General features: G+C 63.4%; 21 protein-coding genes, 2 tRNA genes, 1 other RNA gene and 1 riboswitch. Of the genes, 23 read left to right on the top strand and 1 reads right to left on the bottom strand.

From position 1 onward, the window contains the following. The first annotated feature begins 1 nt into the window (after position 1). The 9 genes from murC to DMP06_RS02395 all read left to right on the top strand — a co-directional run bounded on the left by murC (position 2) and on the right by DMP06_RS02395 (position 8,184). A complete protein-coding gene (gene murC / locus DMP06_RS02435; RefSeq protein WP_123208156.1) occupies positions 2–1,405 on the top strand; it encodes a UDP-N-acetylmuramate--L-alanine ligase in 1,404 nt (467 codons plus the stop codon). Then, positions 1,395–2,309: a UDP-N-acetylmuramate dehydrogenase gene (murB, locus tag DMP06_RS02430; RefSeq protein ID WP_245962336.1), complete on the top strand. Its 915-nt coding sequence runs from the start codon at positions 1,395–1,397 to the stop codon at positions 2,307–2,309. The genes murC and murB overlap by 11 nt, the downstream gene beginning before the upstream one ends. Continuing rightward, a complete protein-coding gene (locus tag DMP06_RS02425) occupies positions 2,293–3,276 on the top strand; it encodes a cell division protein FtsQ/DivIB (RefSeq protein ID WP_123208154.1) in 984 nt (327 codons plus the stop codon). Before murB ends, DMP06_RS02425 begins: the two co-directional genes overlap by 17 nt. A gap of 177 nt (positions 3,277–3,453) precedes the next feature. Continuing rightward, entirely contained in the window at positions 3,454–4,590 is a 1,137-nt protein-coding gene (ftsZ, locus tag DMP06_RS02420) for a cell division protein FtsZ (protein WP_123208238.1), read from the top strand. A 30-nt stretch (positions 4,591–4,620) separates the two neighbouring features. Beyond that, positions 4,621–5,454: a purine nucleoside phosphorylase YfiH/LACC1 family protein gene (locus tag DMP06_RS02415; RefSeq protein ID WP_123208237.1), complete on the top strand. Its 834-nt coding sequence runs from the start codon at positions 4,621–4,623 to the stop codon at positions 5,452–5,454. Positions 5,455–5,530: 76 nt separating this feature from the next. Then, entirely contained in the window at positions 5,531–6,223 is a 693-nt protein-coding gene (locus tag DMP06_RS02410; RefSeq protein ID WP_123208153.1) for a YggS family pyridoxal phosphate-dependent enzyme, read from the top strand. A 35-nt stretch (positions 6,224–6,258) separates the two neighbouring features. Continuing rightward, positions 6,259–7,008, top strand: coding sequence for a cell division protein SepF (gene sepF, locus DMP06_RS02405; RefSeq protein ID WP_123208152.1), 750 nt, complete (start codon positions 6,259–6,261; stop codon positions 7,006–7,008). 1 nt (position 7,009) lies between these two features. Then, entirely contained in the window at positions 7,010–7,270 is a 261-nt protein-coding gene (locus tag DMP06_RS02400; RefSeq protein WP_123208151.1) for a YggT family protein, read from the top strand. A 29-nt stretch (positions 7,271–7,299) separates the two neighbouring features. Further along, on the top strand, positions 7,300–8,184 hold the full coding sequence (locus DMP06_RS02395; RefSeq protein WP_123208150.1) for a DivIVA domain-containing protein: 885 nt from the start codon (positions 7,300–7,302) through the stop codon (positions 8,182–8,184). A 298-nt stretch (positions 8,185–8,482) separates the two neighbouring features. Here the strand turns inward: DMP06_RS02395 and rnpB are convergent. Next, positions 8,483–8,855, bottom strand: an RNA gene (rnpB, locus tag DMP06_RS02390) — RNase P RNA component class A. Between the two features lie 569 nt (positions 8,856–9,424). Between rnpB and DMP06_RS02385 the strand changes: the two genes are divergently transcribed. The 14 genes from DMP06_RS02385 (at position 9,425) to DMP06_RS02320 (ending at position 26,652) form a co-directional block, all read left to right on the top strand. After that, entirely contained in the window at positions 9,425–10,237 is an 813-nt protein-coding gene (locus DMP06_RS02385) for a thiamine diphosphokinase (RefSeq protein ID WP_123208149.1), read from the top strand. Positions 10,238–10,339: 102 nt separating this feature from the next. After that, a riboswitch (TPP riboswitch) is annotated at positions 10,340–10,450 on the top strand. Beyond that, complete coding sequence (gene thiM, locus DMP06_RS02380) at positions 10,441–11,280, top strand: hydroxyethylthiazole kinase (protein ID WP_123208148.1); 840 nt, start codon at positions 10,441–10,443, stop codon at positions 11,278–11,280. Its footprint overlaps the riboswitch before it by 10 nt. A gap of 2 nt (positions 11,281–11,282) precedes the next feature. Beyond that, positions 11,283–11,996 carry a thiamine phosphate synthase gene (gene thiE, locus DMP06_RS02375; protein ID WP_245962335.1) on the top strand — a complete coding sequence of 238 codons (714 nt, stop codon included), beginning with the start codon at positions 11,283–11,285 and terminating at the stop codon, positions 11,994–11,996. Between the two features lie 83 nt (positions 11,997–12,079). Next, on the top strand, positions 12,080–12,910 hold the full coding sequence (gene thiD / locus DMP06_RS02370) for a bifunctional hydroxymethylpyrimidine kinase/phosphomethylpyrimidine kinase (protein ID WP_123208147.1): 831 nt from the start codon (positions 12,080–12,082) through the stop codon (positions 12,908–12,910). 816 nt (positions 12,911–13,726) lie between these two features. Then, positions 13,727–13,801, top strand: a tRNA-Gln gene (locus DMP06_RS02365). Positions 13,802–13,827: 26 nt separating this feature from the next. Beyond that, positions 13,828–13,904 (top strand) — tRNA-Glu (locus DMP06_RS02360). A gap of 502 nt (positions 13,905–14,406) precedes the next feature. After that, positions 14,407–16,929, top strand: a complete 2,523-nt coding sequence (locus tag DMP06_RS02355; RefSeq protein WP_123208146.1) for an AfsR/SARP family transcriptional regulator — start codon at positions 14,407–14,409, stop codon at positions 16,927–16,929. 251 nt (positions 16,930–17,180) lie between these two features. Further along, a complete protein-coding gene (secA, locus tag DMP06_RS02350; protein ID WP_181443010.1) occupies positions 17,181–19,994 on the top strand; it encodes a preprotein translocase subunit SecA in 2,814 nt (937 codons plus the stop codon). A gap of 218 nt (positions 19,995–20,212) precedes the next feature. Further along, positions 20,213–21,310, top strand: a complete 1,098-nt coding sequence (gene prfB, locus DMP06_RS02345) for a peptide chain release factor 2 (RefSeq protein ID WP_123208144.1) — start codon at positions 20,213–20,215, stop codon at positions 21,308–21,310. 137 nt (positions 21,311–21,447) lie between these two features. Then, positions 21,448–22,266, top strand: a complete 819-nt coding sequence (locus DMP06_RS02340) for a transketolase (protein WP_245962334.1) — start codon at positions 21,448–21,450, stop codon at positions 22,264–22,266. Between the two features lie 94 nt (positions 22,267–22,360). Beyond that, positions 22,361–23,305 (top strand): transketolase family protein, encoded by a 945-nt coding sequence (locus tag DMP06_RS02335; RefSeq protein ID WP_123208142.1) that lies wholly within the window; start codon positions 22,361–22,363, stop codon positions 23,303–23,305. Positions 23,306–23,485: 180 nt separating this feature from the next. Beyond that, on the top strand, positions 23,486–24,475 hold the full coding sequence (gene ftsE, locus DMP06_RS02330) for a cell division ATP-binding protein FtsE (RefSeq protein ID WP_123208141.1): 990 nt from the start codon (positions 23,486–23,488) through the stop codon (positions 24,473–24,475). Further along, a complete protein-coding gene (gene ftsX / locus DMP06_RS02325; protein WP_123208140.1) occupies positions 24,468–25,379 on the top strand; it encodes a permease-like cell division protein FtsX in 912 nt (303 codons plus the stop codon). Before ftsE ends, ftsX begins: the two co-directional genes overlap by 8 nt. A gap of 64 nt (positions 25,380–25,443) precedes the next feature. Beyond that, entirely contained in the window at positions 25,444–26,652 is a 1,209-nt protein-coding gene (locus tag DMP06_RS02320) for a S41 family peptidase (protein WP_245962333.1), read from the top strand. The last annotated feature ends 27 nt before the right edge of the window (positions 26,653–26,679 follow it).

Here is a 26,679-nt window from a genome sequence, read left to right as displayed (position 1 = left end):
GATGGCCGAAACTAAGCGCTTGCATTTCGTCGGCGTAGGTGGCGTGGGTATGAGCGGTATCGCGCACGTCGCGTCCGATTTGGGCTATGTCGTGAGCGGCTCGGATATGAAGGCGTCGCGTTATACCGAGCAGCTGGAGCAGGCGGGCATCACGGTGCATATCGGCCATGATGCGGCCAACGTGCACGACGACTGCGACATCGTGGTCGTATCCACCGCCATCCCCGAAACAAACCCGGAAGTCGTTCGCGCGCGCGAGCTGGGCATCGAGGTGTGGCAGCGCGCTCGTATGCTCGCCGAGCTGGGGGTAGGCAAGAAGACGCTGGCCGCCGCGGGCACGCACGGCAAGACGACGACGTCATCCATGCTCGCCACCGTGGTGGATGCCTTGGGCCTTGAGCCTACGTTCGTGGTGGGCGGCATCGTTGACGCGTACCAGTCAAACGCCGGCTTTGGCAAAGGCGATTACTACGTGGTCGAGGCCGACGAGAGCGACGGCTCGTTCTTGAACCTCTCTCCCTATGTGGCGCTCGTTACCAACGTGGAGGCCGATCATCTCGACCATTACGTGGGCGGCATCGATGAGATTCGCGCCACGTTCTCTCAGTTTATGGAATCGGTGCCCGATGACGGCGCCGTGGTGGCGTGCGGCGAAGACCCCGAGCTCGTGCGCCTGGCGCGTGCGGCAGCCAAGCGTTCGTTCACGTACGGGTTCGATGCCGATTGCGATATTCGTGTGGAGGGCTACCACACTCGCGGCGTAGCAGCGTTGTTTGAGGTGGCGTTCCCCGACGGGCGCACGGTCTCGTGCGAGCTGCCCAAGAATCCCGGCCGTCATAACGCGCTCAACGCCGCCGGCGTGCTGGGCGTGATGTACGCATTGGGCGAGGATGTGGAGGCCGCCGCCGCGGGGCTTGCGCGCTACTCAGGCGTGCGCCGCAGATTCGACCTGCGCGGCGAAGAGGCGGGCATCACCGTGGTGGACGATTATGCCCATCATCCTACCGAGATCAAGGCGACGCTCGCTGCCGCGCGCGACCTCGATTTCGCACGCGTTATGGTGCTGTTCCAGCCGCACCGCTATTCTCGCACCCAGAGTCTGGCGTCCGAGTTCGGCGAAGCGTTCGATGCGGCAGACTGCGTTGTGGTGACGGATGTATACGCCGCCGGAGAGGCGCCCATCGAGGGCGTGAGCGGCGATCTGATCGTACAGGCCATCAGGGAGCACGGAAAGCCGGCATCTGCCGTGTACGCCCCCACGAAAGACGAGGCCATTGCCGCGATGGCGGGCCTGGTGCGCCCGGGCGATCTTGTGTTCACGATGGGCGCGGGCGATGTGACCGCCTTCGGCCCGGCTCTGCTGTCGATCCTGCGCGAAGGCGAGGATGCGCGTCGTGACGCTTGATCTTGCCCGTGCTCTTTCCGGCGATTTCGAAGGCATCGTCCTTGCCGATGAGCCGATGAGCCGCCATACAACGTATCGCATCGGAGGCCCTGCGCGCTACCTGGTGCGCGCCGATTCGCTCTCCTCGTTGGCGAGCGCGACGGACGCGTGCCGCGAGTTGGGCGTGCCGTGGGTCGCCGTGGGGCAGGGGAGCAACCTGCTCGTGTCCGACGATGGGTTCGACGGCGCGGTGATTACGCTTGGATCGGGATTTTCCGCCTGCGTGTACAACGAGGAAACCGGTACGTTTTCGGCGGGCGCGTCGTGTCGCCTGTCGCACGTGGTGCGCGAGGCGCACGCCCATGCGCGCGAAGGCTTCGAGTTCGCCGTGGGCACGCCCGGTACGCTCGGCGGGGCGCTACGCATGAATGCCGGCACGAGCCGCGATTACCTGGGAAGCCGCGTCATTTCGGTGACTACGCTGCGCCCCGGCGCGGGCCTGCGTCGCTACAATGCCGCCGATATCGAGTGGGGGTATCGCCAAAGCTCGCTGCCGTTCGACGAGATCGTGCTTGAGTGCGAGCTGGCGAGCGAGCCGGGGGATGCCGAGGATATCCGCGCTCGTATGGAATCGGCTCGCTCGCGCCGCCGCAAGACGCAGCCCTTGTCGTACCCATCGTGCGGGAGCGTGTTTCGCAACCCCGAGGGAGCGTCGGCCGCGCGCCTCGTGGAGAGCACGGGGCTCAAGGGGGCTACATGCGGCGGAGCCCAGATATCCGATTTGCACGCCAATTTCATCATCAACCGGTCGCAGGCGCGAGCCGTGGAGGTGCTCTCGCTCATCCATGCGGCGCAGGATGCGGTGCGCGAGCGCTGCGGAATAGAGCTTGTCCCGGAGGTGCGTTTCCTTGGCTTCACGCAATAGCAGACAACGCCCGCAGGCGAGGCGGCAGGCGTCATCTTCCTACCGCTCGAGCGCCGGTCGCCCTTCCCGTGCGGGGAGCTACGACCGTCGCGCATACACCCAGCGCCGCGATCTGGGCAGCGCTGCGCCTCGCGTGTCAACGGTGAAGGTGGGCTCGCTTGCGCAGGACACCCACCGCAGGCGTGCCCAGCAGACCTATCGCGCCCACATGACCAAGGCCATCATCGTGTTCGTGGTCATCGCCGTGCTGGCGATCGGCGCCGTGGGCGCGTACTTTTCGCCCCTGTTCTCCATCAAGCAGGTCACGGTGTCGGGCGTGGAGCACCTGACGGGCGACGAGATGACGCAGCTGGCGAACGTGCCCAGCGACACCACCCTTCTGCGCGTTGACACGGGCGCGATCAAAGAGAGCATCATGCGCGATGCGTGGGTGGCCGACGTGGATGTACAGCGCGTGTTCCCCGACACGCTCAACCTCGCCGTGACCGAGCGCGATATCGGTGCGACGGTAGAGGTGACCTCGCAGGACGGCTCATCCACCGAGACGTGGGCGCTGTCCACCGACGGCATGTGGCTGTGCGTGATCCCCGAGGAGGGTTCCGAGGCGGCCGCGAGCGTGAGCCCCGCGATTTTCGAGGATGCCAAGAACGTGTTCTCGATCAAGGACGTGGGGCCGGGCGTATCGCCCGAGATCGGAGCCTATTGCACCGATGAGTCGATAGTGAACGCGCTCGACATCGTGACCGGGCTCACCACCGAGCTGAAAGATCAGGTGGTTTCGGTGTCGGCCCAGTCGGCCGAGAGCACGCGCCTCACGCTCGAGTCGAACGTCGAGATCGATTTCGGCGTGGCCGAGGATATCCGCGAGAAGGAGCGCATCTGCCTTCAACTGCTCGCTGACAATCAGGGCGAGGTGGCATACATCAACGTGCGCGTGGTGGATAGCCCCACGTGGCGAGCGGTGTAATTTTTTGTAACTTCGGCGAAACTAGGGAGCCTGCGGCCCCCCAATTCCTTGCATTGTGCGTCTGTTCGTGTAAAGTATTGCTGTCATGCTTTCTTCGCGAAAGCGTTTGCAAGTTTGCACGCTACCGATGCGAATGCAGAGAAACGCAGCATAAACGACGCACGTGTGGAGGATACGATGCCTAATAACATTGGTTCAGATCATCTGGCCGTCATCAAGGTCGTAGGCGTGGGCGGCGGCGGCACCAATGCCGTCAACCGCATGGTCGAGGCCGGCCTCAAGGGCGTGGAGTTCATTGCCGTCAACACCGACAAGCAGGCTTTGCTCCAGTCCAACGCCGATAAGGTCATTCATATCGGCGAGGAACTGACGCGCGGCCTGGGCGCCGGCGCCAATCCCGAGATCGGCTGCCAGGCTGCCGAGGAGTCCCGCTCCGAGATCCGCGACGCATTGGCCGAGGCCGATATGGTGTTCGTCACCGCCGGCGAAGGCGGCGGCACGGGCACGGGCGCCGCTCCCGTGGTGGCCGAGATCGCGCGCGAGGAAATCGGCGCGCTTACCGTTGGCATCGTGACCAAGCCGTTCGGCTTCGAGGGCCGCGTGCGCCGCAACCAGGCAGAACAGGGCTGCGATCTGCTCAGCCAGAAGGTCGATACCCTCATCGTCATCCCCAATGACCGCCTGCTCGAGGTCATCGATAAGAAGACCTCCATGCTCGACGCGTTCCGCATCGCCGACGATACCCTGCGCCAGGGCATTCAGGGCGTCACCGACCTCATCACCATCCCCGGCCTCATCAACCTCGACTTCGCCGACATCCGTGCGGTCATGAAGGACGCGGGCACGGCCATGATGGGCATCGGCTTTGGCACGGGCGAGAACCGCGCGCTCGACGCCGCCACCCAGGCCATCAATTCCAACCTGCTCGAAGCCGAGATCCAGGGCGCCAGCCGTGTGCTGTTCTCCATCGCCGGCGGCCCGGACCTCACGCTTGCCGAGGTCGACGCCGCGGCCCGCGCGATGGAGGCCGTCGTGGACGAAGACGCCAACATCATCTACGGCCAGATCATCGACGAGACTCTGGGCGACCAGGTTCGCATCACCGTCATCGCCACCGGCTTCTCTCGTCCGTCGCAGTCCACCATCGATTTCGATAGCGCGCGCAACGACCTGTTCGCGTCCACCGCTCCGATTCGCGACACCTACACCTCCAACCAGAGCCATCCCACCTCTCCGGTGGCCACGTCGGCCAATGCCGCCTCTACGCGCATCGCCGACGAGGAGTACATTCCCGATTTCCTGCGTCGCCGATAGGACAGCGGCTCCGTGTGCGGAGATGAAACCATGAACGAACGAACGACCCTCGCGCTGCCGGCTCCTCGGCTTGTCGAGGGTCGTTTCGGCTCATGTGTCGCTTTGACCGACGAAGGCCTGTTCGAGGCGTGCGGAGTGCGCATTGCGTTCACCGAGCGGTTGGGGGGCGTAAGCGAGGGGGCATTCTCGTCGCTCAACCTAGGCCGGCATGTGAATGACGATCTGGGCTGCGTAGAGGAGAACGTGGCGCGCGTGATGGACGCGTTCGGCGCATCGGGAAGCGTGTGCATTCGCCCTCATCAGGTCCATGGGAAGACCCTTGTCGTGTGCCGCGATCGTCATGATGCGTCCGGTGTGAATGCGACGGCGCGGGATGGGGCCGATGGCGTGATTGTGACCTGTGATGACGTATCGGCGCTTTTATGTTTTGCCGATTGCGTGCCGGTCATCGTCGTGTCGCCTGCGGGACATTTCGCCGTGGTGCACGCCGGATGGCGAGGCGTGGTCGCGCGCATAGCCGAGGCTGCGGTGGTCAGGCTCTGCGAGCTTGACCAGATTTCCGCCTGCGAGCTCAACGTCTATATCGGCCCGCACATCAGGGCGTGCCACTTCGAGGTGGGGCCCGAGGTGGGCGAGGTGTTCGCCCGTGAGTTCGGTCCCGCGTGCGTGCCCGACCCCCGACATGTGGATATGGCGCGCGCCCTGCGCGACTCGCTGTGCGCCATCGGAGTCAGCGGCGATCGGATTGCGGACGCCGAGGTGTGCACCGTATGCGAGCAGACGAGGTTTTTCTCCTATCGAGCAAGCGGCGGCATCTGCGGGCGCCACGGTGCGTTCGCGGTGCGCGCGTCTTCTCCGGTATAGTGGCTCGCGACCCGGGAAAACGACTTCACGCGGCGCATAAGAACGCCGCATATGCAACGAAAGAGGCGAATCTGCGATGACGTTGAAAGAAAGATACGAACGCATTGCCGCCGAGGTGGGGGATGCGTGCGAGGCGTGCGGCAGGCCGCGCGATGCCGTGCGCGTAATCGGTGTTTCCAAGACGGTGGATGTCGATGCCGTCGAGGAGGCGATTGCTGCGGGCGTTCATGATTTCGGCGAGAATCGCCCGGCTGAGCTTGCGCGCAAGCATGATGCGTTTCCCCATGAGCGCTGGCACTTCATCGGCAACATCCAATCGCGCCAGCTCAACATGGTCGTGGGGCGCGCCTGCCTGATTCATTCCCTCTGCCAGGTGAGCCACGCCGATCGTATCGAGCGCTTGGCGGCGGAGGCGGGCATCGTCCAAGACGTGCTCATAGAGGTGAACGATGGCGAAGAGAACAAGCAGGGCCTCGCTCCCGCGGACTTGCTTGCCATGCTCGAGCATTGTGCGGGGCTTGCCCATGTGCGCGTGCGCGGCCTGATGACCATGGCGCCCCAGGGCGATATGGCGAAGGCCTCCGCCACGTTCGAACGGCTTGCGAAGCTGCGCGATGAGATGGGGGCGGCGCTTGCCGAGCGCGGCATGCAAGACGTGGACCTCCATGAACTTTCGATGGGAATGAGCGACGATTATCGGGAAGCCATACCCCAAGGCGCTACCATGGTACGTATCGGACGCGCGATATTCAGCGAAAACTATGCCTAAGCGTCCGGTTGACTACGATAAGGTGGATTGACGTTATGGATTTGAGGATACCTAGCTTTGACGAGCTGAAGGATCGCTTCAGCACTCGCGATGCCCATGCCGCTCGCCCGCGCCGTTCATCTGCGCGCGATGCCGCGGCCTATGACGACTTCGGTCAGGAGGATTTCGGCGAGTACGCTTTCGACGACAACGCCGATTACGCGCAGGAGCCTGCCTCCACGGGGTCGTTTTCGCCTTCGCTGCCTAAGCTGGTGACGGCTGATGACGTGCGCGCCCATACCCAGTACACGCCTTCCGACGACCCGCAGGCGACGCGTCCCAATCGCGACCTGGCATCGCTTCGCGCCGACGAGCAGCGCTCTCCGGGTCTGAACAGCCTGTTTGAGACAAGCTCTCAGCCGGCGCACGCCGCTGCGTCCGCGAGCGAAACGGGGGCCATTCGCGCATCGAGTGTGGTGCCTGAGGCCCAGGGCCCCGCGGCAAGCCCCGTGGTGGAGCCCCGCGTGACCCAGCGGGCCACGCGCATCCTCACGGTTATCAAGCCGGAAAGCTACGCCGAGGCAGAGCGCATCGCCAAGATTCTCAAGTCGGGCGACGTGGCTGTGCTTTCGCTGCGCAATACTCCCGAGGCGCTGGGCAAGCGCATCCTCGATTTCAGCTTTGGCGTCGCGTGCGCTCTTGATGCGCGCGTGGAATGCGTATCGGGCCATGTGTTCGCGCTCACGCGAGGCATCGGCCTTACCGACGGCGAGGCGGCGCGTTTGCGCGATCAGGGGCTGATGTAGGATGTACGCCCTCCAGTACTTCATCGTTACGCTGGCGGACGTCTACAGCATGATTCTGTTCGTGTACGTCCTCATGTCGTGGATTCCGCAGAAAACCGGCATCGTGGGCGACATCGATACGATTCTGGGCAAGCTCTGCGACCCGTACCTTAACCTGTTCAGGCGGTTCATTCCGCCCATCGGGGGCATGGTCGACATTTCGCCCATCGTCGCTTTGCTTGTATTACAATTTGCAGTACGGCTGATCGTGAGCATCCTCTAGGTCGGCACAGCGAGAAATAAGGAGCGGATATGGCTATCACTTCCGAAGAGATTCACAATCAGAGCTTTACGGTCGACCGCAAGGGCTATGACGTCGACGAGGTGGATGTGTTCCTGGAGCACGTTGCCGCCGAGATCGACAATCTGAACGCCGAGATCGATGAGCTTTCTGCCCGCCTCGCCCAGTACGAGGGCCAGGGCGGCTATCTTGATGACGAGCCCATGGATATGGATGCTGCGTTCGCCGAGCCGGCGGCGCCCGAGGAGCTTGCCGCTCAGGCCAACGAGGCCGAGGTCGAGCCTGCGCCTGTCATCTCCGATGACGAGAAGGACGCCCGCATCGCCGAGCTGGAGCGCCAGCTTGAAGAGCAGAAGAGCGACGCCTCCGCTATCGCTAACGCGCTTGTGACCGCGCAGCGCTCCGCGCAGGAGGTCGTTGAAGCGGCCAACGCCGAGGCGAAGCGCATCCATGATAACGCCGAGGCCGATGCCGAGGATATCATCGACCGCGCCAACGCCGAGCGCATCAAGATCGAGGATGCAATCGAGGAGCTGGAGCGTTCTCATAAGCAGACCTGCGAGAGCTACTCCGAGGCTCTGAAGGCGTTCATCGAGGATGCCAACAAGAAGCTCGACGATATCGAGGACGAGCTTGCCAAGCGCGACGGCAAGAAGCGCGCTCATGCCCGTTTCGCGAGTCCCGTGCAGGCACCGGTTCATAAGCCCGCACCCGCCGGCGCCACCGGCGCTGTGGCTCCGAGCTACACCGCGCCCGCTATGCCTTCAGCTGGCGTGACCGCAGCCGTGACGCCCGCCGCCACCATTCCCGCGCAGGTGAAGCCGTCGACGGTCGAGAAAGACCTCTCCGGCTTCGGCGATGCGTCGGATGCCTTCGATCTGGGTGATATCGACTAACTTGATTACGCCGGCTTGCCAGCCGGCGTAATTGTTCTATGAGGGCCGCAAAGCTATCATGCCCCATCCAGCTACGGCGTCGGGCTGGCCGTGATCCTTGGTTGCTCCGCGGATGCCCATGTCTCCGTCTGGCCACGGCGTCGGGGCTTGCGTACGAATCGCGCAACGCTCTCGCCACCCTGTCCATCTGGGTGCCTGGCACCATCCTGTCCATCTGGGTGCCTGGCGGCTTATCGCTGCTTTGCCCCGTGCCTCACATGCCCAAAAGAAAAGCTCCCGAAAGGGGAGCTTTTTTAATGCCGTAGCGGGCCTGTAAGCCGGGTTCTGTCTTCTAAGACGGCCATTTATCTAGGACGCGCGTCGCCGCACGTCTCAAGCAGGCTACCCGCATGCACGGAGAGGCTCAGCCGTATCGCATGCCTATTCGCCCTTGCTTCGGATGGGGTTTACCTAAGCCACGCTGTTACCAACGTGCTGGTGCGCTCTTACCGCACCTTCTCAGCTTTTCTCTTAACGCGAGGCGCCGAAGCGCCAAGCGCCAGTGGGAGTTTAAGTTTCTTCAGCACTAATCCGTCGGGTTTCCCCGCCCGGCCGTTAGCCGGCATCCTGCCTCAAGAAGCCCGGACTTTCCTCACGAGGGCACGCCCTCCCGCGACCGTCCGGCCCGCATAGCCGGCATATTGTACCATTCATTTCCTGCGGCTCCACCTTTTCGAGTGCGATGTGGAAGAATTTTCCGAAAGCCGCAGTTTGTGCTTGGGCCGTGTTTCGCTATGATTCTGGGGACGGTGAAACAAACGCCGATTTGCTGCAGTTTTCGGGCACCCCTTCGAGTAGCCCAATCGGCGCAAGACCGTGAACTGGGGAAACGAGGAGCTTAACGGCAGTGTACTCGGGGTACCCCTCGAAAACTGCAGCAAATCGGCGTTTGCTGATTGCGATGCGCCGGATTGGGACGTTGGATGGTCGCCAGGGAGGCTTTGCGCGTAGGTTTGGCGACCGAGTGGCTTCGTACATGGACGGACGGGGCTTCACGTATTGCCCTAGCGACCGGGCGTTCTATGCTTGGCTCCGGCGATTGGATGCTCACTTGCGCGGAGCTGGCAGCCGGATGGTCTTATGGGCGGTTTGGCGGCAGCCTTTTTGTGCGGGCGCTGCCGAGCTGGGAGTCCGGTAATCGTGACGTCATGCTGCCAGGTGAGCCTAATTGTTGGGGATAGATGCCGCTTAAGGAGGCAGAATGTTCTTTTCGGATTGCTGCGCGATTGTCGGCTCCGCATCGTTTGACGCGGAGCATTATTTACGCGAACGCGAAGCGGGTCTGTTCGCATGCACGGTGGCTGCCGACGGCGGGTTTGCAAGTCTTGAGAGGGCGTGCGTGGCGCCCGATGTGGCATTGGGCGATTTTGACTCGCTGGGATATGTGCCAGAGGCACCGCGCGTGGAGCGCCATCCCGTGATGAAGGATGCGACCGATTTGGAGCTTGCGCTCGAATGGGCGCATCATGAGGGCTTTCGGTCGGCGGCGGTATATGGCGCGCTCGGCGGCAGGCTCGATCAGACCATGGCTACGCTGCAAACGCTCGTTCATTTCGCTCGTTGCGGCATGCATGTGGCGGCGATAGGTGAGGGATATGTGGTTGTGGCGCTCTCTTCCCGCCAGAACAAGGCAAGGGAATCTCCAGACGCGACACGCTCCGTAGAGAGGGGTGACGCGCTTGATGCGGAATTAGCATCAGAGAAGCAGGAAGCCGATGCCGTCTGTCGCAAGAGCTGCGGGGGCGCTTCCGCTATTGCGAACGAGGGGTCGCCGTTGGTCGTCAAGCTCGATATACCTGCCGGGATCGAGGGGGTCGTGTCGGTATGCGCTATGGGCGGCGATGCGCGCGTGACGGAGCGGGGGCTTTTGTACGAGGTCGAAAACGTCGTTCTGCCGTGCGACTCATCGCTTGGCGTGTCCAACGAGCTTACCGGCTGTGCCGCTTGCATCGAGGTGCTCGAGGGCGACGTGATTGTCTTTCTGCCGGCGATGCCGCTCGATATGCTTCGATAAAACCGCCCGGCTCTCCAGCGTGCGTCGTGCTGTTCGTATGCCGTCGACCGGAGGGGTTTACGCGTGGGCAATAACACATCATGCGAAACGGCTATAATCACAAGCGCACATACGGGGAGCTCGCCGAAGCGGGCTGAGAGGGTGCTTCTTCGCACCGACCCGCGGAACCTGACATGGGTAATGCCAACGAAGGGAGAGAGAACATGTCTACCAGTGCATCTATTTCCGCCTGCGCCCAATCTGTGCGCGAAACCTGCCCGCTTGTCCACTGCATCACGAACTACGTGACCGTCGAGGGTTGCGCGAACGCAGTGCTCGCCGTGGGGGGAAGCCCCATCATGAGCGATGAGCCCGCCGACGTGGAGGACATCACCTCCATCTGCGATGCGTTGGTGCTCAACATCGGCACGCTGAACGCGCGTAGCATCGAGGGCATGAAGGTGGCGGGTGCTCGCGCTGCGAGTCTGGGCCATGCAATCGTGCTCGATCCGGTGGGGGCGGGCGCTTCGGCGCTACGCACCAAGACCGCGTGCGAGCTTCTCGATACGCTGCCGGTGACGCTCGTGCGCGGCAACATGAGCGAAGTAAAGGCTATCGCCGGCGCCGCCGCGGCAACCCAGGGCGTGGATGTGAATCCCGAGGATGCCGTGACCGACATGGATGCCGCGCGTCGCGCCGCCGCCTTCGCGCGCGACTTTGCCGCTAAGGCGGGATGCGTGGTGGCCATTACCGGCCCCATCGATATCGTAGCGGATGCCAACCGAGCATTCGCGGTGAGCAACGGCACGCCGCTGCAGGGGCGCATCACGGGCTCGGGCTGCATGCTGTCGGCCATCTCGGGGGCTTACGTGGCACGCTTCGCCGAGGAAGCGCTCGAGGCGGCCTTGGCCGCCGTGGTTCACATGGGCGTTGCGGGCCAGCGGGCCGAGGCGCGCATGACCGAGGCCGATGGCACGGGAACGTTCCGCACCTATCTTATGGATGCGCTTTCGCTGCTTTCCGGCGCCGATCTTGTGCGTTTTGCTCGAATCGAGGAGCTGTGAGAATGAGTGCCGACGAGCGATTCGGCGGCACCGTGAGCGCGCCGCGCGAGCTTCTGTCGCGCGGCGAGTGGACGTCCCGTGCCATCCGCAGCGGCATGAGGCTGTATGCCGTTACGGATAGCGCATGGCTTCGCGGCCGCACGTTGGCCGAATGCGTGCGGCAGGCCATAGCGGGCGGCGCCACGTTCGTGCAGCTGCGCGAGAAGCATGCATCCACCGACGAGCTCGTCGCCCTGGCCGATACCATCATCCCCGTGTGCCGTGCGGCGGGCGTGCCGTTCGTCATCGACGACGATGTGGAGGCGGCGCTGCGGTCCGGTGCCGATGGGGTGCACGTGGGGCAGTCCGATGTGGCATGCGCCGATGCGCGCCGAGCGTTGGGCGCCCGGGCAATCGTGGGCGTGTCGGCGCAGACGGTGGAGCAAGCTCGCGCCGCCCAGGCCGCCGGTGCCGACTACCTAGGTGTGGGGGCGCTTATCCCTACGCCCACCAAGCCCGATGCGGCAGACGTGTCGCGCGAGGAGCTTGCCGCCATCTGCGCCGCGGTGGATATTCCCGTGGTGGGTATCGGCGGCCTTAACGTGGATACCGTAGACGTGCTTGACGGAACAGGCGCCGCGGGTGCGGCAGTGGTGTCTGCCTTGTTCGCCGCGTCCGATGTGGAGGCAGCCGCTCGCAAGCTACGCGAGCGATTGGGCTCGCTGGATTTACGATAACGGATGTGTGCAGGCCCACGCGACTGCGTTGTGGGCCTGCGGCTCGTCCCACGCCTATGAGCGTGGGCTTTTCGGGAGGAACCATGACCTATGCCCTCAAAAGCGTGCTCTCCATCGCCGGGTCGGATAGCTCCGGCGGAGCTGGCATTCAGGCCGATATCAAGACCATCGAGGCGTTGGGGCTGTTCGCTCAGACCGCCGTTACGGCCCTTACCGCCCAAAACACCACGGGAGTGGCGGGCGTGTTCGAATCGACGCCCGAATTCGTGCGGGCGCAGATGGATGCCGTGTTCGCCGACATCCGCCCCGATGCGGTCAAGATCGGCATGGTGTCGTCGGGCGATCTTGTGCGCGCCATCGCAAGCGGGCTTCGCTCCCATGGTGCGAAGAACGTGGTGGTGGATCCGGTGATGGTTGCCACGAGCGGTTCGGCGCTCATGGGCGAGGGCGTGAAGGACGTGCTCGTGTCGGAGCTTTTTCCGCTGGCGCGTGTGGTCACGCCTAACATCCTCGAAGCGGAGGCTTTGAGCGGCGTGTCAATTTCCTCGAAGGCGGATATGGAGCGCGCCGCCCAGGCGATTTCCGCCACGACTCCAGGAGCGGTGCTCGTAAAAGGCGGGCACGATGTAGACGCCACGAGAGCCGATGACCTTCTTTACACGGAGGGGAACTGCATGTGGATTTCGGGTGTGCGCATCGAAACCTCGAACACCCACGGCACGGGCTGCACGCTCTCGAGCGCGATTGCCTGCGGGCTTGCCGAGGGATGCGACGTGGAGGATGCGGTTGTGAGGGCTAAGCGCTATGTGGCAGGCGCGCTGGCTGCTGGGCTCGATATGGGACAAGGATGCGGTCCTCTCGACCACCTATGGGCGTTGCGAGGTGCCCTCGAGACGCGGGGGTCTGAGGCATAAGCGTCGGTTTCGATATGGGTAAGCGTGCCGTTTGCGGTGAATGCCATGCCGTTTACCGTTGAGAAAAAGAAAACTTTACGGGCGATTTTCTGCTAAGGAAATCGCTCATTTTTTCCTGCAGGATGCCGATGGTGCCAAGGGGCTCTTGCGGTAAGGTGCGAAAACGGGCGCAGAAATCGGACCATAATCCACTTGAGAATCCACGGCATTTTCCACGGGAGGCGTTTCCTGCGAAGGGGGGAGGGCGAACCGTCGGAGCCGAATGATTGATCGCGATGCCTCGTGTCTTTGATCGGGTGCCGAAACGCCCGTGCGGGGGCGGCTGGCCATGACGGCAGGCGGACGGTGGCCATGACGGTTTACGGACCGTGGCTATGGCGGTTCGCGAACGGTTGGCTGCAGCGGCTGGCCGTGGCGGTTTGCGTACGGTCAGCCGTGGCGGTCGGTGGAGGGTTGGCCGTGGCGGTGGCGGTTGGCGGACGGTCAGCTATGGCGGTTGGCGATGGCTGATTGCAGCGGTTGGCAAACGGTCAGCCGCGGCGGCGGGCAGGCGGTCGGCGGCGACTGCCGCAAACGTCCCTGTGGATAAGGCCGAGCGGGAGGTGGCGTAGATGGAAATCCCGCCAAGTGGCAAGCGTTCCTGTGGGTGAGACAGATTGGCTCTCTTGAGGCGCAATGATGCCCTGGAAAAAAATTTTTCAAAAAAGTTCGGAAAAACGCTTGACGGGAGAGGGACGAATCCGTAATATACTCACTCGCGCTTGGGATTGCGAAACACGCAGGGCTTGCGAGGGACGCAGCAGGGTGCGAGTGTACTGGGGTGTAGTATAATGGTCAGTACAACGGATTCTGGTTCCGTCTGTGAGGGTTCGACTCCTTCCACCCCAGCCATTTTTCGCAAGCGCACATTAACATATGGCCTGGTCGTCTAGCGGTTTAGGACATCGCCCTCTCAAGGCGAAGATCGGGGGTTCGAATCCCCTCCAGGCTACCAAAACTTCAGGCAGGTCACTTCGGTGGCCTGCTTTTTTACGTTATGCCATTTTGATTCCACGTCTGCATGCGATGCGTATCGGGCGGACCCACGTGGGGCGCGGCTCGGTTCGGGCTCAGGCGCTGCGTGCAATGCGTATTGGATGGACCCATCGGGGCACGCCTCAGCTTCGTGCTCTGGCATTGGGCTCAGGCGCTGATGCTTGACGACTGGGGCGTGGCGCTTTGGGCGGGTCCTCCGACCTTGCCCCGTTCTTGCCGAAAGCTTGCCGGATCCTTCCCGATTTCTATGCCGCAAAAGCCCTTTTGGGGCAAGGTATTGGTTTTGCCGTTCGGCGTTGTCTGCAGCGTTAGTCTGCGCCCTCGGCCGCTTCCATGGTGTGATTTCGTCCTTATGGCGTTGCTCAGGAAGGAACGACACCGCCTCATTTGCCCCTACAATCGCGCTTGGACCGTTTTGCCGCACCTGCTTTGCGGCATTGCCCTATGTGAAGGGAAGGGGTATGAGGAACTTTCTGATGAATTCGGCCTGTAACGGCTGCCGCCCCAAATTGCTCGGACAGCGCAAACGCTACGACAGGCCACGCCTGATGAAGAAGATGATGGGCGAGCGCCAGGTGGCGCGCTTTCTGGTTGCTCCAACGGGGTACGGTAAATCGACCCTTCTCCTCGAATACGCCGATTCCATATTCGGCCTTCACAACGTGTATTGGATCGATTGCCAAAGCCCTTGCTTTCTGCGCGATCTGGACGCCGCCGCCATCGTGGAAACGCTTGTCCAGATGGGCTCCCCTCAATCGCTTGCCGTGTTCGAGGACGTTCCCTATCTCGATGACGCGCGGGCCGATGCGTTCTCCGCGTGCGTCGATGCGCTTCTTTCCGCGGGATGGGAGGTGGCGGCGAGCATGCTGCCACCCTTCGATTCCTACTCCGAGCGCCAAGGCGACCGCGTGCTGCTCGAGGCAGACGATTTCCTGGCGGACGACGCTGAGCTCGAAGCACTTCGCGGCGCGTCGGATGGCGCGATGACGCGGCGAGTTGACCGCGTGTGCGCGCTGGCATGGGGCGACGACGATGATCGCGGCGCATTCGTCGACGGCCTCAGGACGATGGAGCTGCCTGCAGAAATGCGGCTTGCGATGCTGGTCATGCTCGTTTTGCAAGAGGGTTCGTTCGAAGACCTCGGCGCTCTGGTGCGCGGCATCAAGCGCGACACGCTTCGCTTCCTGGCGCGCCACTATCCGCATTTGGGAATCGATTTGGTTGCGGAGGGGTTCGACGCCGTGCGCCTTCCGGTCGAGCGCCTCGCGCGCGCCTATGCGAATTCCATAGATTCGGCGGTAGAGCGTGCGGGCTATGTGGGGCGCGATGCGCTGGCTGCGCGCCTGGCCGATCTGCTCGTCGAGCGCGGTGCGTATCGACGAGCGTGCGAGACGATGAAGGCGCTCTGCGCGCGCAAGCGCCGCATTTCCTGGATCGAACGCTCGCATGCGGGATTCATGGCGGCGGGGCAGCTTGCGCCGCTTCAGGACCTGTTCGAAAGCCTGGGCAAACGTCCTGCGGGGTTGAGCCCTCGTGCGCTGCTGGATGCCGCGATGCGCCTTAGGATCTTGGGCGATGCGCAGGCGGCGGCAGGGTTCGCCTCGCGGGCCATGGCTCATCCCGATTCGTCGGCATGCAACGTATGCGAGGCCGCTCTGCTATGCGATGAGTGCGGCAACGACGATCAACGGGCGCGGGCGCTGCGGGCGCTTAAACGAATCGCGGCTCGTCGCGACTCGTCTGATGAGCAGGAGCGCGGCGATTCGGAGGCGTTCCGACGCCTCGCGGCCTCGCGTCTGGCATTGCGCGACGATCCCCTGAAGGCGCTCGCGGTGTTGACGCCCATCGCCTGCGAACTTGCGGGGGAAGAGGCCGCCTTGGCGCACATAGCGGTGCTTCTGGCGCATGCGAACGGGCGGATCGTGCGCAAGGAGTGGGCGCCCTGGTCGCGTGCGCAGCGCGATGCAGTCGTGCGTCTGGCGCTGGAGGTCGTGCGCGGCGGAGGGCGCCAGGCGACCGTGCTCGAGGCGGTGGTGGCAAGCGAGATTGCCACCGCATCGGGCTATACGGTGGGCGATGAGGCGTGGCGCATCTCTGCCGACGAGCGCGTGGTGGGGCTTTCCACCCAGCGCGCAGAATGGGCGACGCGCATGCGACGCGATATGGCCATGGCCATCCCTCGGCACCGCGCCGTCGACGATGAGGAGCTGCGCCGCCGTGTGCCCGAGATGCGCGTGCGGCTGTTCGGCGGCATGGAGGTGCGCGTGGGAGGCCGCATGGTCGATCCGGGCTCTTTCAGAAAACAGAAAGCCAAAACGCTTTTGGCGGTTTTGGTGCTCCATCGCGGGCGCGAGGTGCCGCGCCGCGACCTGGTGGACATTCTGTGGCCCTCGTCGCGCAGCGAGCGCGGGGTATCCAACTTCTATTCGGTATGGAGCGTGCTGCGCAAGGCCCTGTCTGACGAGGAGGGGCTGTGCCCGTATCTCGTTCGCCATCAAACGAGCTGCATGGTGGATTCCCGCTTCGTGCACAGCGATATCGAGGAGTTCGAGGACCTATACCGCCGCCTCATGTTCGACCCGCCCGATGCACGTGCATGGATGGGGGTGTTCGAGCGGCTCTCGGCAGGGTTTTTCTGCGACCTTCTGCCCTCCGAGACCGACAACCTCTACATCGTGGGGATGCGGGAGCGGTTCAGATCGCGCACGGTGGACGCATGCGCCACGGCGGCCGGGCGGCTGTGCGACGCGCGCGAGCCGCAGACGGCGCTTTGGTTTGCCAACGCGGCGCTCGAACTCGACCGCGGTCGCGAGGACGTGTACTACGCGCTCATGCGCGCGCAGATGATGGCAGGCAGGCGCACCTCTGCGATGGAGACCTATTTTGCATGCCTGCGGTTTATGGGCGACGAGCTGGGCATGAGCCCGTCGGAGCGCATCGTTCGCCTCTACGACGAGCTGTTGGTGTGCGCGGAGAGCGAGTGATCGCCGTGGAATAGGTGGGCGCAAGAGGAGTTGGATAGAGCGCAGAAGGGGGCGGGAGGGGGTTGCAAACGGGTGAGGGAGGGTGCTTTTTCCCGCGTTGAGACTTTGGGGAGGAGGCGCCACAACGAGGCAATACGCAGGCGGCATGTGATAAAGTAGCCAACGCTCGCATTTTTACATTACCACCACTGAAGACCTGCTCCGCCCCATCCGACGACGAGCTCGGCAAAGGCGCGAGACGAAAGGGCATCATGGGATTTCTTTCGAAACTTCTCACTATGGGCGAAGGCAAGCAACTCAAAGGCTATCGCGCCATGGTGGACAAGATTAACGCGCTCGAGCCGTCCGTGCAGGAGCTCTCCGATGATGAGCTTCGCGCGCTGACGCCGGCGTTCAAGGAGCGCGTCGCCAACGGGGGGTCGCTCGAATCGATTCTGCCGGAGGCGTTCGCCGCCGTGCGTGAGGCGAGCGTGCGCTCCACCGGCATGCGCCACTTCGATGTTCAGCTTATCGGCGCCATGGCGCTCAACGATGGCCAGATTGCCGAGATGAAGACCGGCGAAGGCAAGACGCTCGTGTCCACGCTGGCGGGCTACCTCAATGCGCTGGCGGGCAAGGGCGTTCATATCGTCACGGTGAACGATTACCTGGCGCGTCGCGACAGCGAGTGGATGGGCAGGATCTATCGCTTCATGGGCATGAACGTGGGCCTTGTCCAAAACGGCATGCGCCCCGCCAGCCGCATTCCCGCCTATGCCGCCGACGTGACCTACGGCACGAACGCCGAATTCGGCTTCGACTACCTGCGCGACAACATGGTCACGCGCGCAAGCCAACGCGTGCAGCGCGGTCATTTCTTTGCCATCGTCGACGAGGTTGACTCCATTCTGATCGACGAGGCGCGCACGCCGCTCATCATATCGGGCGCGGGCGTAAAGGCGTCCGACACCTATCGCAAGTTCGCCCAGGCGATGTTCGGGCTGGTGCGCGACGAGGATTACGAGATGGACGAGGCGAAGCGCACCATCGTGGCCACCGAATCGGGCCTGGCCAAGATCGAGGCGCGTCTTGGCATCGACGACATTTACGCCGATCCGTCGGGCCAGATGGCAAACCACCTGCAGCAGGCCCTGCGTGCTCACTTCCTGTTCAAGCGCGACGTTGATTACGTGAAGATCAACGGCGAGATCAAGATCGTCGACGAAAACACAGGCCGCATCATGGAGGGCCGCCGCTATTCCGAGGGCCTCCACCAGGCTATCGAGGCCAAGGAAGGCGTGCGCATTCGCGAGGAGAACCAGACGCTCGCCACCATCACGCTGCAAAACTACTTCCGCCTCTACGAGAAGCTTTCCGGCATGACCGGCACGGCCATGACCGAGGACGCCGAGTTCCGCCAAATCTACAATATGCCGGTAGTGGCCATCCCGTCCAACAAGCCCGTCATTCGCAAGGACGAGAACGACCTGGTATACCGCACCATCGAAGCGAAGTTCCGCGCCGTTGCCGACGATGTTGAGGAACGCCATGCTGCGGGCCAGCCGTGCCTGGTGGGCACGGTTTCCATCGAGAGCTCCGAGAAGCTCTCTCGCCTGCTCGACAAACGCGGCATTCCCCACGAAACCCTGAACGCGAAAAACCATGAGCGCGAGGCGCATATCGTTGCTCAGGCAGGACGCCTGGGCGCCGTTACCATCGCCACGAACATGGCAGGCCGCGGCACCGACATTCTGCTCGGCGGCAACCCCGAGGTGCTGATGGAGGACGTGCTGCGCGAGCGCGGGTTCAATCCCGATCTCATGCCGGGGGAGGAGCCCGAAGAGGGCGCCGAGAACACGCTTCCCGCGCCAAGCGCCGAGGACCGCGAGCGCGCGCTGGAGGAATCCAAGCGCGTGTGCGCCGAGGAGCATGAGAAGGTGCTCGCCGCGGGCGGCCTGGCCGTTATTGGCACCGAGCGCCACGAGTCGCGCCGTATCGACAACCAGCTGCGCGGCCGCGCCGGCCGTCAGGGCGACCCGGGCCTCACGCAGTTCTATCTGTCGCTCGAAGACGACCTGATGCGTCTCTTTGGCGGCGACCGCATGGACTCGATCGGCCGCATGATGGAAAAGACCGGCGCCACCGATGACATGCCCATCCAGGCCGGCATGGTGTCCAAGGCCATCGAGGGCGCGCAGCGCCAAGTGGAGGCCATGCACTTTGCCGCCCGTAAGAACGTGCTCGAATACGACGACGTGATGAATCTGCAGCGTAACGCCATCTACGGCGAGCGCAACGCAATCCTCGACGGCAAGGATCTTTCCGCCCGCATCGAGGACATCGTGCGCGACGAGGTTGAAAGCGTCGTGAGCCAGAACTGCCCCGACCGCTCGGCGAGCGACGATTGGGATATACGCGCGGTGAACCTGTGGGTGGCGGACCTGTGCGGCCGAAACGATTTCGATGCCGCGAAGGTCGATCACGATGACGACCCCGCCTTGCTCGCCGATGCGGTGACCGACTACCTTTTGGGCGTGTACCGCGAGAAGGAGGAACAGCTGGGCGCCGACGCTATGCGCTCCCTCGAATCCCAGGTGATGCTGCGCATCATCGATGTGCGCTGGATGAACCACCTGCAGGCGATGGATTACTTGAGGGTGGGCATCGGGCTGCGCGCCTTCGGCCAGCGCGACCCGCTTGTCGAGTACAAGGAGGAGGCGCACGCCGCCTTCGCCGAGCTGACGGCATCGATGTACGAGGATTTCCTGCGCACGCTTCTGCGTCTGCAGCTGGCGGCGCCGGTGCAGCAGGAGGAAGAGGCGTCCCCGCTTTCCGGCAAGGTGAGCTACTCCTCGCCGGAGGCAGCGCTCAACGTGCGCATGGCCCCGCAGGCCGCGGCGCAGCGCCGGACGCAGCAGGGCCAGGCGCAAAGGGCGCAGGGCGCCCCGCAGCCGCAGCAGCCCGCGCAGCGCACGCCGTATCGCAAGGACGAGAGCGACGATCCCTATGCCAACGTGGGGCGCAACGATCCTTGTCCCTGCGGAAGCGGCTTGAAGTTCAAGAAATGCCACGGCAAGGATAGGTAGCTCGTTGGCCTGCCGGTTGGCAGGCCATTCGATGAGGCGCTGCGATGCCGCCTGGCAACCGGGCGCCCCGTCTGAACCTTGCACGGCGCTCGGCGCGTCCAAGGGGCGCGCGTGAGGCTGCGGCGGAGCGATGCGAGGCGTTGGGCCGTCTCTCGATCTTTTGCTTTGGCTCTGCGAGACGGGTCAACGACCAGGTATTTTGATTTTCGGAAGGAACAATGGCTGATTCGGATAAAGACATAGCGGCTGCGGCGGAGCGGTTGGAGGCCGCCAGGGCGTATCTGCATATCGAGGAGAAAGAGGCGCGCCTCACCGAGCTTGACGAGGAGGCGGCGCGCCCGGGCTTCTGGGACGATGCGTCCCATGCCCAGGAGGTGTCGAAGGTCGCGAGCGCCGTGCGCGATACGCTGGAGGCGTACCGCCGCGCGTGCGGCTTGCTCGATGACGCTCGCACCGCGGCCGATTTGGCCAGCGAGGACGAGGCGTTTCTTGCCGAGAAAGAGGATGCGCTGCGGGCGCTTTCCGCGATGCTCGACCAATTCGAGATCGATTCGTGGTTCTCGGGCGAGATGGACGGCAACGATGCCATTGTGACCATCAATCCCGGCCAGGGCGGCCTTGAGGCGCAGGACTGGACCGAGATGCTCTATCGCATGTACACGCGCTATGCGGAGAAACGCGGTTGGAAGGTCAAGGTGCTCGATGTGGTGCCGGGCGAGGGCATAGGCCTCGACAAGGCCCAGTTCCAAGTGGAGGGGAAAAACGCCTACGGCATGCTGCGCAGCGAAAGCGGCGTGCATCGCCTGGTGCGCATTTCTCCCACCGATGATAAGAAGCGCCGTCAGACCACCTTCGCAGGCGTCGAGGTGCTCCCCGTGGTGTCCGATGACATCGAAGTGGAGCTCAATCCCGCCGACGTGCGCGTGGACGTATACCGCTCAAGCGGTCCGGGCGGCCAATGCGTGAACACCACCGATTCCGCCGTACGCCTCACGCATATTCCCACCGGCATTGTGGTCACCTGCCAAAACGAGAAGAGCCAGCTCCAGAACAAGGAGGCGGCGTTTAGGGTGCTGCGCGCCAAGCTCTACGAGCTCGAATGCCAAAAGCGCGAGGAGGAGATGGATGCCTTGCGCGGCGAGAAGCGCGACAATAGCTTTGGCAGCCAAATTCGCAATTACGTCCTCTATCCCTACCAGCTGGTGAAGGACCTTCGTAGTAATATTGAAACGGGCAACGTCGATGCGGTGCTCGACGGCGATATCGAGGATTTCGTCATCGGGTACCACCGCTGGCGCGTTGCCGAGGCCGGCTGACGCCGGCGGGAGCCAAGGCTTTTGGCGATGAGGCAGGGGCTTCGTCGCATAAGCCGCATGCGGCTTGATTGAGATGTTAGACGCCTCAAATGGCGTACGACATAAGGCGAGAAGACAAGAAGAGAAAGGGCACTCCCTTGAACCTCGAAGAGCTCAAAGGCAAGGCCAACGACATCCGCGTGGATATCGTCAAGATGGTGGCCGAGGCGGGAAGCGGACATCCGGGCGGATCGCTTTCGGCGGCGGACATCATGTGCGCTCTGTATTTCGGCGGCGTGCTGAAGCACGATCCCACGAACCCTCAGGATCCTGCGCGTGACCGCTTCATTCTGTCCAAGGGCCATGCGGCGCCCGCGCTGTACGCGACGCTGGCCGAGGCGGGCTATTTCCCGGTTGAAGAAACGCTCACGCTGCGCAAGCTGCATAGCCGTCTTCAGGGCCATCCTGACTGCCGCAAGCTTCCCGGCGTCGAGGCGTCCACCGGTTCGCTGGGCCAGGGCCTCTCCATTGCGTCCGGCATGGCATGCGGGCTGAAGCTCGACGGCTCCGACGCGAACGTGTTCGCCCTGCTGGGCGACGGCGAGTGCCAGGAGGGCCAGGTGTGGGAGGCGGCCATGTTCGCCGCGCACCGCGGGCTGGATAACCTGGTGGCCATCGTCGACCACAACCATCTGCAGATTGATGGCAGCATCGAGGACGTGTGCTCGCCCGAGAGCCTGATCACGAAGTTCGATGCTTTCGGCTGGGCCGTGTTCACCTGCGACGGCAACGATATGGAGGCGGTGCTCGCCACGCTCAAGGCGGCAAAGGGCTCTCGCAACGGCGCCCCCAAGGTGATCATCGCCGAAACCACCAAGGGCAAGGGCGTGTCGTTCATGGAGGGGCAGGCCGGCTGGCACGGCAAGGCTCCTAATGCGGAGCAGACCGAACAGGCGCTTGAGGAGCTTGGCGCGTAAGGCCGCTCTTGTTTGACGTTTTCGCCGCCGCGCGCAGGGGTCGTGCGGCATTAACGGGCGAGCGGATGCTCGTCCCCACGAAGGAGAAACACCTATGGCAGAAAAGAAAGCGACGCGCGCCGCATACGGCGAGACGCTTGTGGAGCTCGCGAACGCCGGCATGCCCGTGGTGGCCGTAGAGGCCGACCTTTCCGGCTCCACCACCACTAAAAAGCTGGGCGACGCCTATCCCGACCGCCTGTTCAACGTGGGCATCGCGGAGCAGGACATGGTGGGCGTGGCCGCAGGCCTGGCGCTTACAGGGCACGTGGCGTTCACCGGATCGTTCGCCGTGTTCGGCACCGGGCGCGTGTACGACCAGATTCGCAACACCGTGTGCTACGCGAACCTCAACGTGAAAATCGCCCCCACGCATGCGGGCGTGAGCGTGGGCCCCGACGGCGGCAGCCATCAGATGGTGGAGGATATCGCCCTCATGCGCGTGCTTCCCAACATGCGCGTGCTGGTTCCCGCCGACTACGCCGCCGCCAAAGCGGCAATCAAGCTCGCGGCGGAAACCCCGGGTCCGGTGTATGTGCGCATGGGCCGCGCATCGGTGCCGTGCGTGTACGATGAGGGCGTGCAATTTGAGATGGGCAAGGCGCATGTGCTGCGCGAAGGCTCTGACGTGACCATCATCGCCTGCGGCATCGAGATCGACTACGCGCTCAAGGCCGCCGACATCCTGGCGGCGGAGGGCATTTCCGCCGAGGTCATCGATGCGTTTTCCATCAAGCCGCTCGATGCCGACACCATCCTTGCCTCCGTGCGCAAAACCGGCTGCGTCGTTACCGCCGAAGAGCATTCCATCATTGGCGGCCTGGGCGGCGCGGTTGCGGAGCTTCTGGGCGAGCAGCTTCCTGCTCCGCTCGAGCGCGTGGGCATGCGCGATACCTTCGGCACGTCGGGCGAGCTGGACGATCTCGTGCGCGAATTCAACCTCGACGCGGTTGGGATTTGCGATGCGGCGGTTCGCGTGACTAAGCGCAAGAGGGGCTAAAACGGCCTTCTCATTCGCGCGACGGCGCCATTCGGCGTGCGCTTCGGCGAAAGCTCGGCCCATTATATGCATGCATTTTCGGCATGCGATGAACATTCTGTGACCGCCGCGCCTGTTCGCGGCGGTCTTGCTACAATATCCAGGCTAAGTCCAGTAATCATGATTTGAACGGAGCATTCTGTGACGAACACCAACGACGCGCAGCGCCGCGCTCGCCAGGCAACGGGTGCCGCTCCCATGGGGCGTCATGCCGCGCCGGCTCGCGATGCTGCTCCTGCGCATCCGGCTCGCGCCGGTGCTCCCCGGGCCGCATCGCAGGCCACCGGGGCCATGCCTCCCGTTCCCGCACAAGGCGGCGTCCGCCCGCAGGGCGCACATGGCCGTCCCGCTAATGCCACGGGAACACTCCCTGATCTTTCGGCGTCGCTGCCTACGCTTTCCGTGGAAGACGTGCAGCAGCAGCCCATGGGCGCCCCCGTTATCACGTTCGACCACGTGACCAAGGTGTATCCCGCCCAGCCCAACCGTCCCTCGCTGCACGACATCTCGGTGCAGATCTACGCGGGCGAGTTCGTGTTTTTGGTGGGCCATTCCGGATCGGGCAAATCCACATTCATCCGCCTGATCATTCGCGAGATCAAGCCCACCGACGGCAAGATCTATATCGCCGATGAGGATCTGACCACCATGCGCAACTGGCGCGTGCCCTATCTGCGCCGCAATATCGGATGCGTGTTCCAGGACTTCAAGCTGCTTCCCAACAAGACCGTTTTCGAGAACGTCGCGTTTGCCCTTGAGGTTATCGGCAAGAGCCGTCACGTCATTAAGACGCAGGTGCCTGAGGTGTTGCGCCTGGTGGGCCTGCAGGATAAGCTCGACAAACGCCCCGACCAGCTCTCCGGCGGCGAGCAGCAGCGCGTGTCCATCGCCCGCGCCATCGTGAATCGCCCGCCGCTTCTGGTGTGCGACGAGCCCACCGGCAACCTCGACCCCCAGACCTCGCGCGGCATTATGGATCTGCTCGAGCGCATCAATCGCACCGGCACCACGGTGCTCGTGGCCACGCATGACCGCGAGATGGTGGACAACATGCGTCGTCGCGTCATCGCGCTGGACAACGGCCAGCTGACCCGCGACCAAGACAGGGGGGTGTACGGCTTCGATGTCTAGCCTGTTCTACTTCTTCAAAGAATCGCTCACGGGCTTTTCCCGCAATCTGGGCACGGCTCTGGGCTCTATCGTCACGATCTTTCTCTCTCTGCTCATCATCGGCATCTTCTTGGTGGGTGGCGGCATCGTGAACAACGTCATGGCATCGGTCGAGCAGAAGGTGTCCATCACCGCCTACGTGGCCGATGACGCCGATCAGGCCACGATCGATTCGGTCATGAGCACCGTGCAGTCGTGGTCCGAGGTGGCAAGCGTCGGCTTCACCACCAAGGATCAGGCGCTTGAGAACTTCGAGCAGTCCATGAGCTCCAGCGAGATCGTGGCCCAGCTCGACGGCCAGAACCCGCTCCCGGCCTCCATCGACATAGAGCTTTCTGACCCGCAGATGGTCGAATCGGTGGCGCAGCGTCTGGCTGAGGATTCCACGTTCCAGTCCATCTGTGACAACCCCGATGACCCCACTGACAGCGTGAAGTACGGCGCCTCGAGCGTCGAGCGCTTGTTCGAGGTCACCAACTACGTGCGCTATATCGGCGTGGCCCTTATCGCGCTGCTGATTTTCGTGGCGTTGGTGTTCATCAACAACACCATCCGTCTGGCGATTCTTGCTCGCCGCAAGGAGATTTCCATCATGCGCCTCGTGGGTGCGTCCAACGGGTTCATCCGCGGGCCCTTCCTGATGGAGGCCGCGCTGCATGCGATTATCGGCTCGCTTTTGGCCATCGGCTCGCTTGAGCTCCTGCGTCGCTTCGCGCTCTCTCGCGTTTCCGATGCGTTCATGTGGCTGCCCGTGGATCTTTCCGGCACCGTGTACCTGCAGATCTACGTGACGCTCATCGTTGCGGGCCTGTTCATTGCCGCCGTGGGCGCGTTCTTCGCGATGCGCCGCTACCTGAAGGTGTAATGCGCATTTCATCATGAGACCGCGTTCCAAAAATCAAAAGAAGCCAGGCGCGCACAATGCGAGGGTGGTCAAGGCGCTCACCCTCGTCATTGGCGCGTGCCTGCTTTTCTGCGCTGGATTCCTCGTGCGCAACGACGACGGCCTGATGCAGCGTCTGGGCGTGGTGTCGTCATCCGACTCCGCCGCGGCAGACGCCTCGTCGGCTTCATCCGATGGGCTTGCGTCCCGCATCGCCGAGGTCGAGAGCATTCTGCAGAGCGAAAGCCTCGACTCCTACGATTTGGACGCTTCCACGTCGGCTTCGGTGGAGGCCTTCCTCGAAAGCACGAACGATCCATTCACGCGCTACTACAGCGACGCGCGCTATTCGTCCTACGTGCAGTCGACCACGGAGGAGTATCCGGGCGTTGGGGTTCTGTTCGCCGAATCGGACGGTCGCGCCTATGCGCTCGACGTGTTTGAGGGCTCTTCCGCCGCAGAGGCGGGGGTTGAGCCGGGCGATTTCGTGGTGGCCATCGACGGCGACCGCTCTCAGGAGTGGTCCGCCACCGAGGCGATCAACGCCGTGCAGCGCCAGGCGGGTTCGACCGTGGTCATCACATGGATGCGCCCCGAGAATGACGACCCATCCGCGGGCAGCGAGTTCTCCACGTCGCTCGAGTGCGCCGACTACGAAGAGCCCAACGTGAGCATCGATCTGCTCGAAGAATCGGTGGGATACATCAAGCTCTCCCAGTTCACGCAGAATTCCGATACGCTTGTGCGACAGGCGATCGAGCAGCTGAGGGGGCAGGGCGCCCAGTCTTTCGTGCTGGATTTGCGCGACAACCCGGGCGGCTATTTGACCAAGGCGGTGGACGTGGCGTCTCTCTTCATACGCAGCGGCGTGGTGGTGGAGATCGTCACGGTGGACGCGAGCACCACCAAGCAGGTGTCGGGCGAGGTTGCAACCGACGCCCCGCTTGTGGTTATCGTGAACGAGAACACGGCCGGTGCGGCGGAGGTCTTGGCTGCCGCCTTGCGCGACACCGAGCGAGCCACCATCGTGGGAACCACCACGATGGGGAAGGGTTCCGTGCAGGTGACTAAGGCGCTTTCGTTCGGCGGAGCGCTGCGTTATACCGCTGCGCGCTACAAAAGCCCAGATGGCTACTCCATCGACCAGGTGGGGGTCACGCCCTCCATCACGGTCTCGCAGCGCGAGGGGAACGATGCCGATGAGCAGCTCGACCTTGCGGTTGATACGGCCGCCTCGCTGATCCAGCAATCGTAAGCACGCGCGCCGCACAAGGCGCGCGTT

The sequence above is a fragment of the Slackia equolifaciens genome, from assembly GCF_003725995.1.
Classification (GTDB): Bacteria; Actinomycetota; Coriobacteriia; order Coriobacteriales; family Eggerthellaceae; genus Slackia; species Slackia equolifaciens.
This window is presented reverse-complemented; position numbering and strand designations above follow the sequence as displayed.

Excerpts from the sequence above, each read along its gene's own strand:
- murC (WP_123208156.1), top strand. The coding sequence starts at position 2 with ATGGCCGAAACTAAGCGCTTGCATTTCGTCGGCGTAGGTGGCGTGGGT.
- ftsZ (WP_123208238.1), top strand. The coding sequence starts at position 3,454 with ATGCCTAATAACATTGGTTCAGATCATCTGGCCGTCATCAAGGTCGTA.
- DMP06_RS02415 (WP_123208237.1), top strand. The coding sequence starts at position 4,621 with ATGAACGAACGAACGACCCTCGCGCTGCCGGCTCCTCGGCTTGTCGAG.
- DMP06_RS02410 (WP_123208153.1), top strand. The coding sequence starts at position 5,531 with ATGACGTTGAAAGAAAGATACGAACGCATTGCCGCCGAGGTGGGGGAT.
- sepF (WP_123208152.1), top strand. The coding sequence starts at position 6,259 with ATGGATTTGAGGATACCTAGCTTTGACGAGCTGAAGGATCGCTTCAGC.
- DMP06_RS02400 (WP_123208151.1), top strand. The coding sequence starts at position 7,010 with ATGTACGCCCTCCAGTACTTCATCGTTACGCTGGCGGACGTCTACAGC.
- DMP06_RS02395 (WP_123208150.1), top strand. The coding sequence starts at position 7,300 with ATGGCTATCACTTCCGAAGAGATTCACAATCAGAGCTTTACGGTCGAC.
- DMP06_RS02385 (WP_123208149.1), top strand. The coding sequence starts at position 9,425 with ATGTTCTTTTCGGATTGCTGCGCGATTGTCGGCTCCGCATCGTTTGAC.
- thiM (WP_123208148.1), top strand. The coding sequence starts at position 10,441 with ATGTCTACCAGTGCATCTATTTCCGCCTGCGCCCAATCTGTGCGCGAA.
- thiE (WP_245962335.1), top strand. The coding sequence starts at position 11,283 with ATGAGTGCCGACGAGCGATTCGGCGGCACCGTGAGCGCGCCGCGCGAG.
- thiD (WP_123208147.1), top strand. The coding sequence starts at position 12,080 with ATGACCTATGCCCTCAAAAGCGTGCTCTCCATCGCCGGGTCGGATAGC.
- DMP06_RS02355 (WP_123208146.1), top strand. The coding sequence starts at position 14,407 with ATGAGGAACTTTCTGATGAATTCGGCCTGTAACGGCTGCCGCCCCAAA.
- secA (WP_181443010.1), top strand. The coding sequence starts at position 17,181 with ATGGGATTTCTTTCGAAACTTCTCACTATGGGCGAAGGCAAGCAACTC.
- prfB (WP_123208144.1), top strand. The coding sequence starts at position 20,213 with ATGGCTGATTCGGATAAAGACATAGCGGCTGCGGCGGAGCGGTTGGAG.
- DMP06_RS02335 (WP_123208142.1), top strand. The coding sequence starts at position 22,361 with ATGGCAGAAAAGAAAGCGACGCGCGCCGCATACGGCGAGACGCTTGTG.
- ftsX (WP_123208140.1), top strand. The coding sequence starts at position 24,468 with ATGTCTAGCCTGTTCTACTTCTTCAAAGAATCGCTCACGGGCTTTTCC.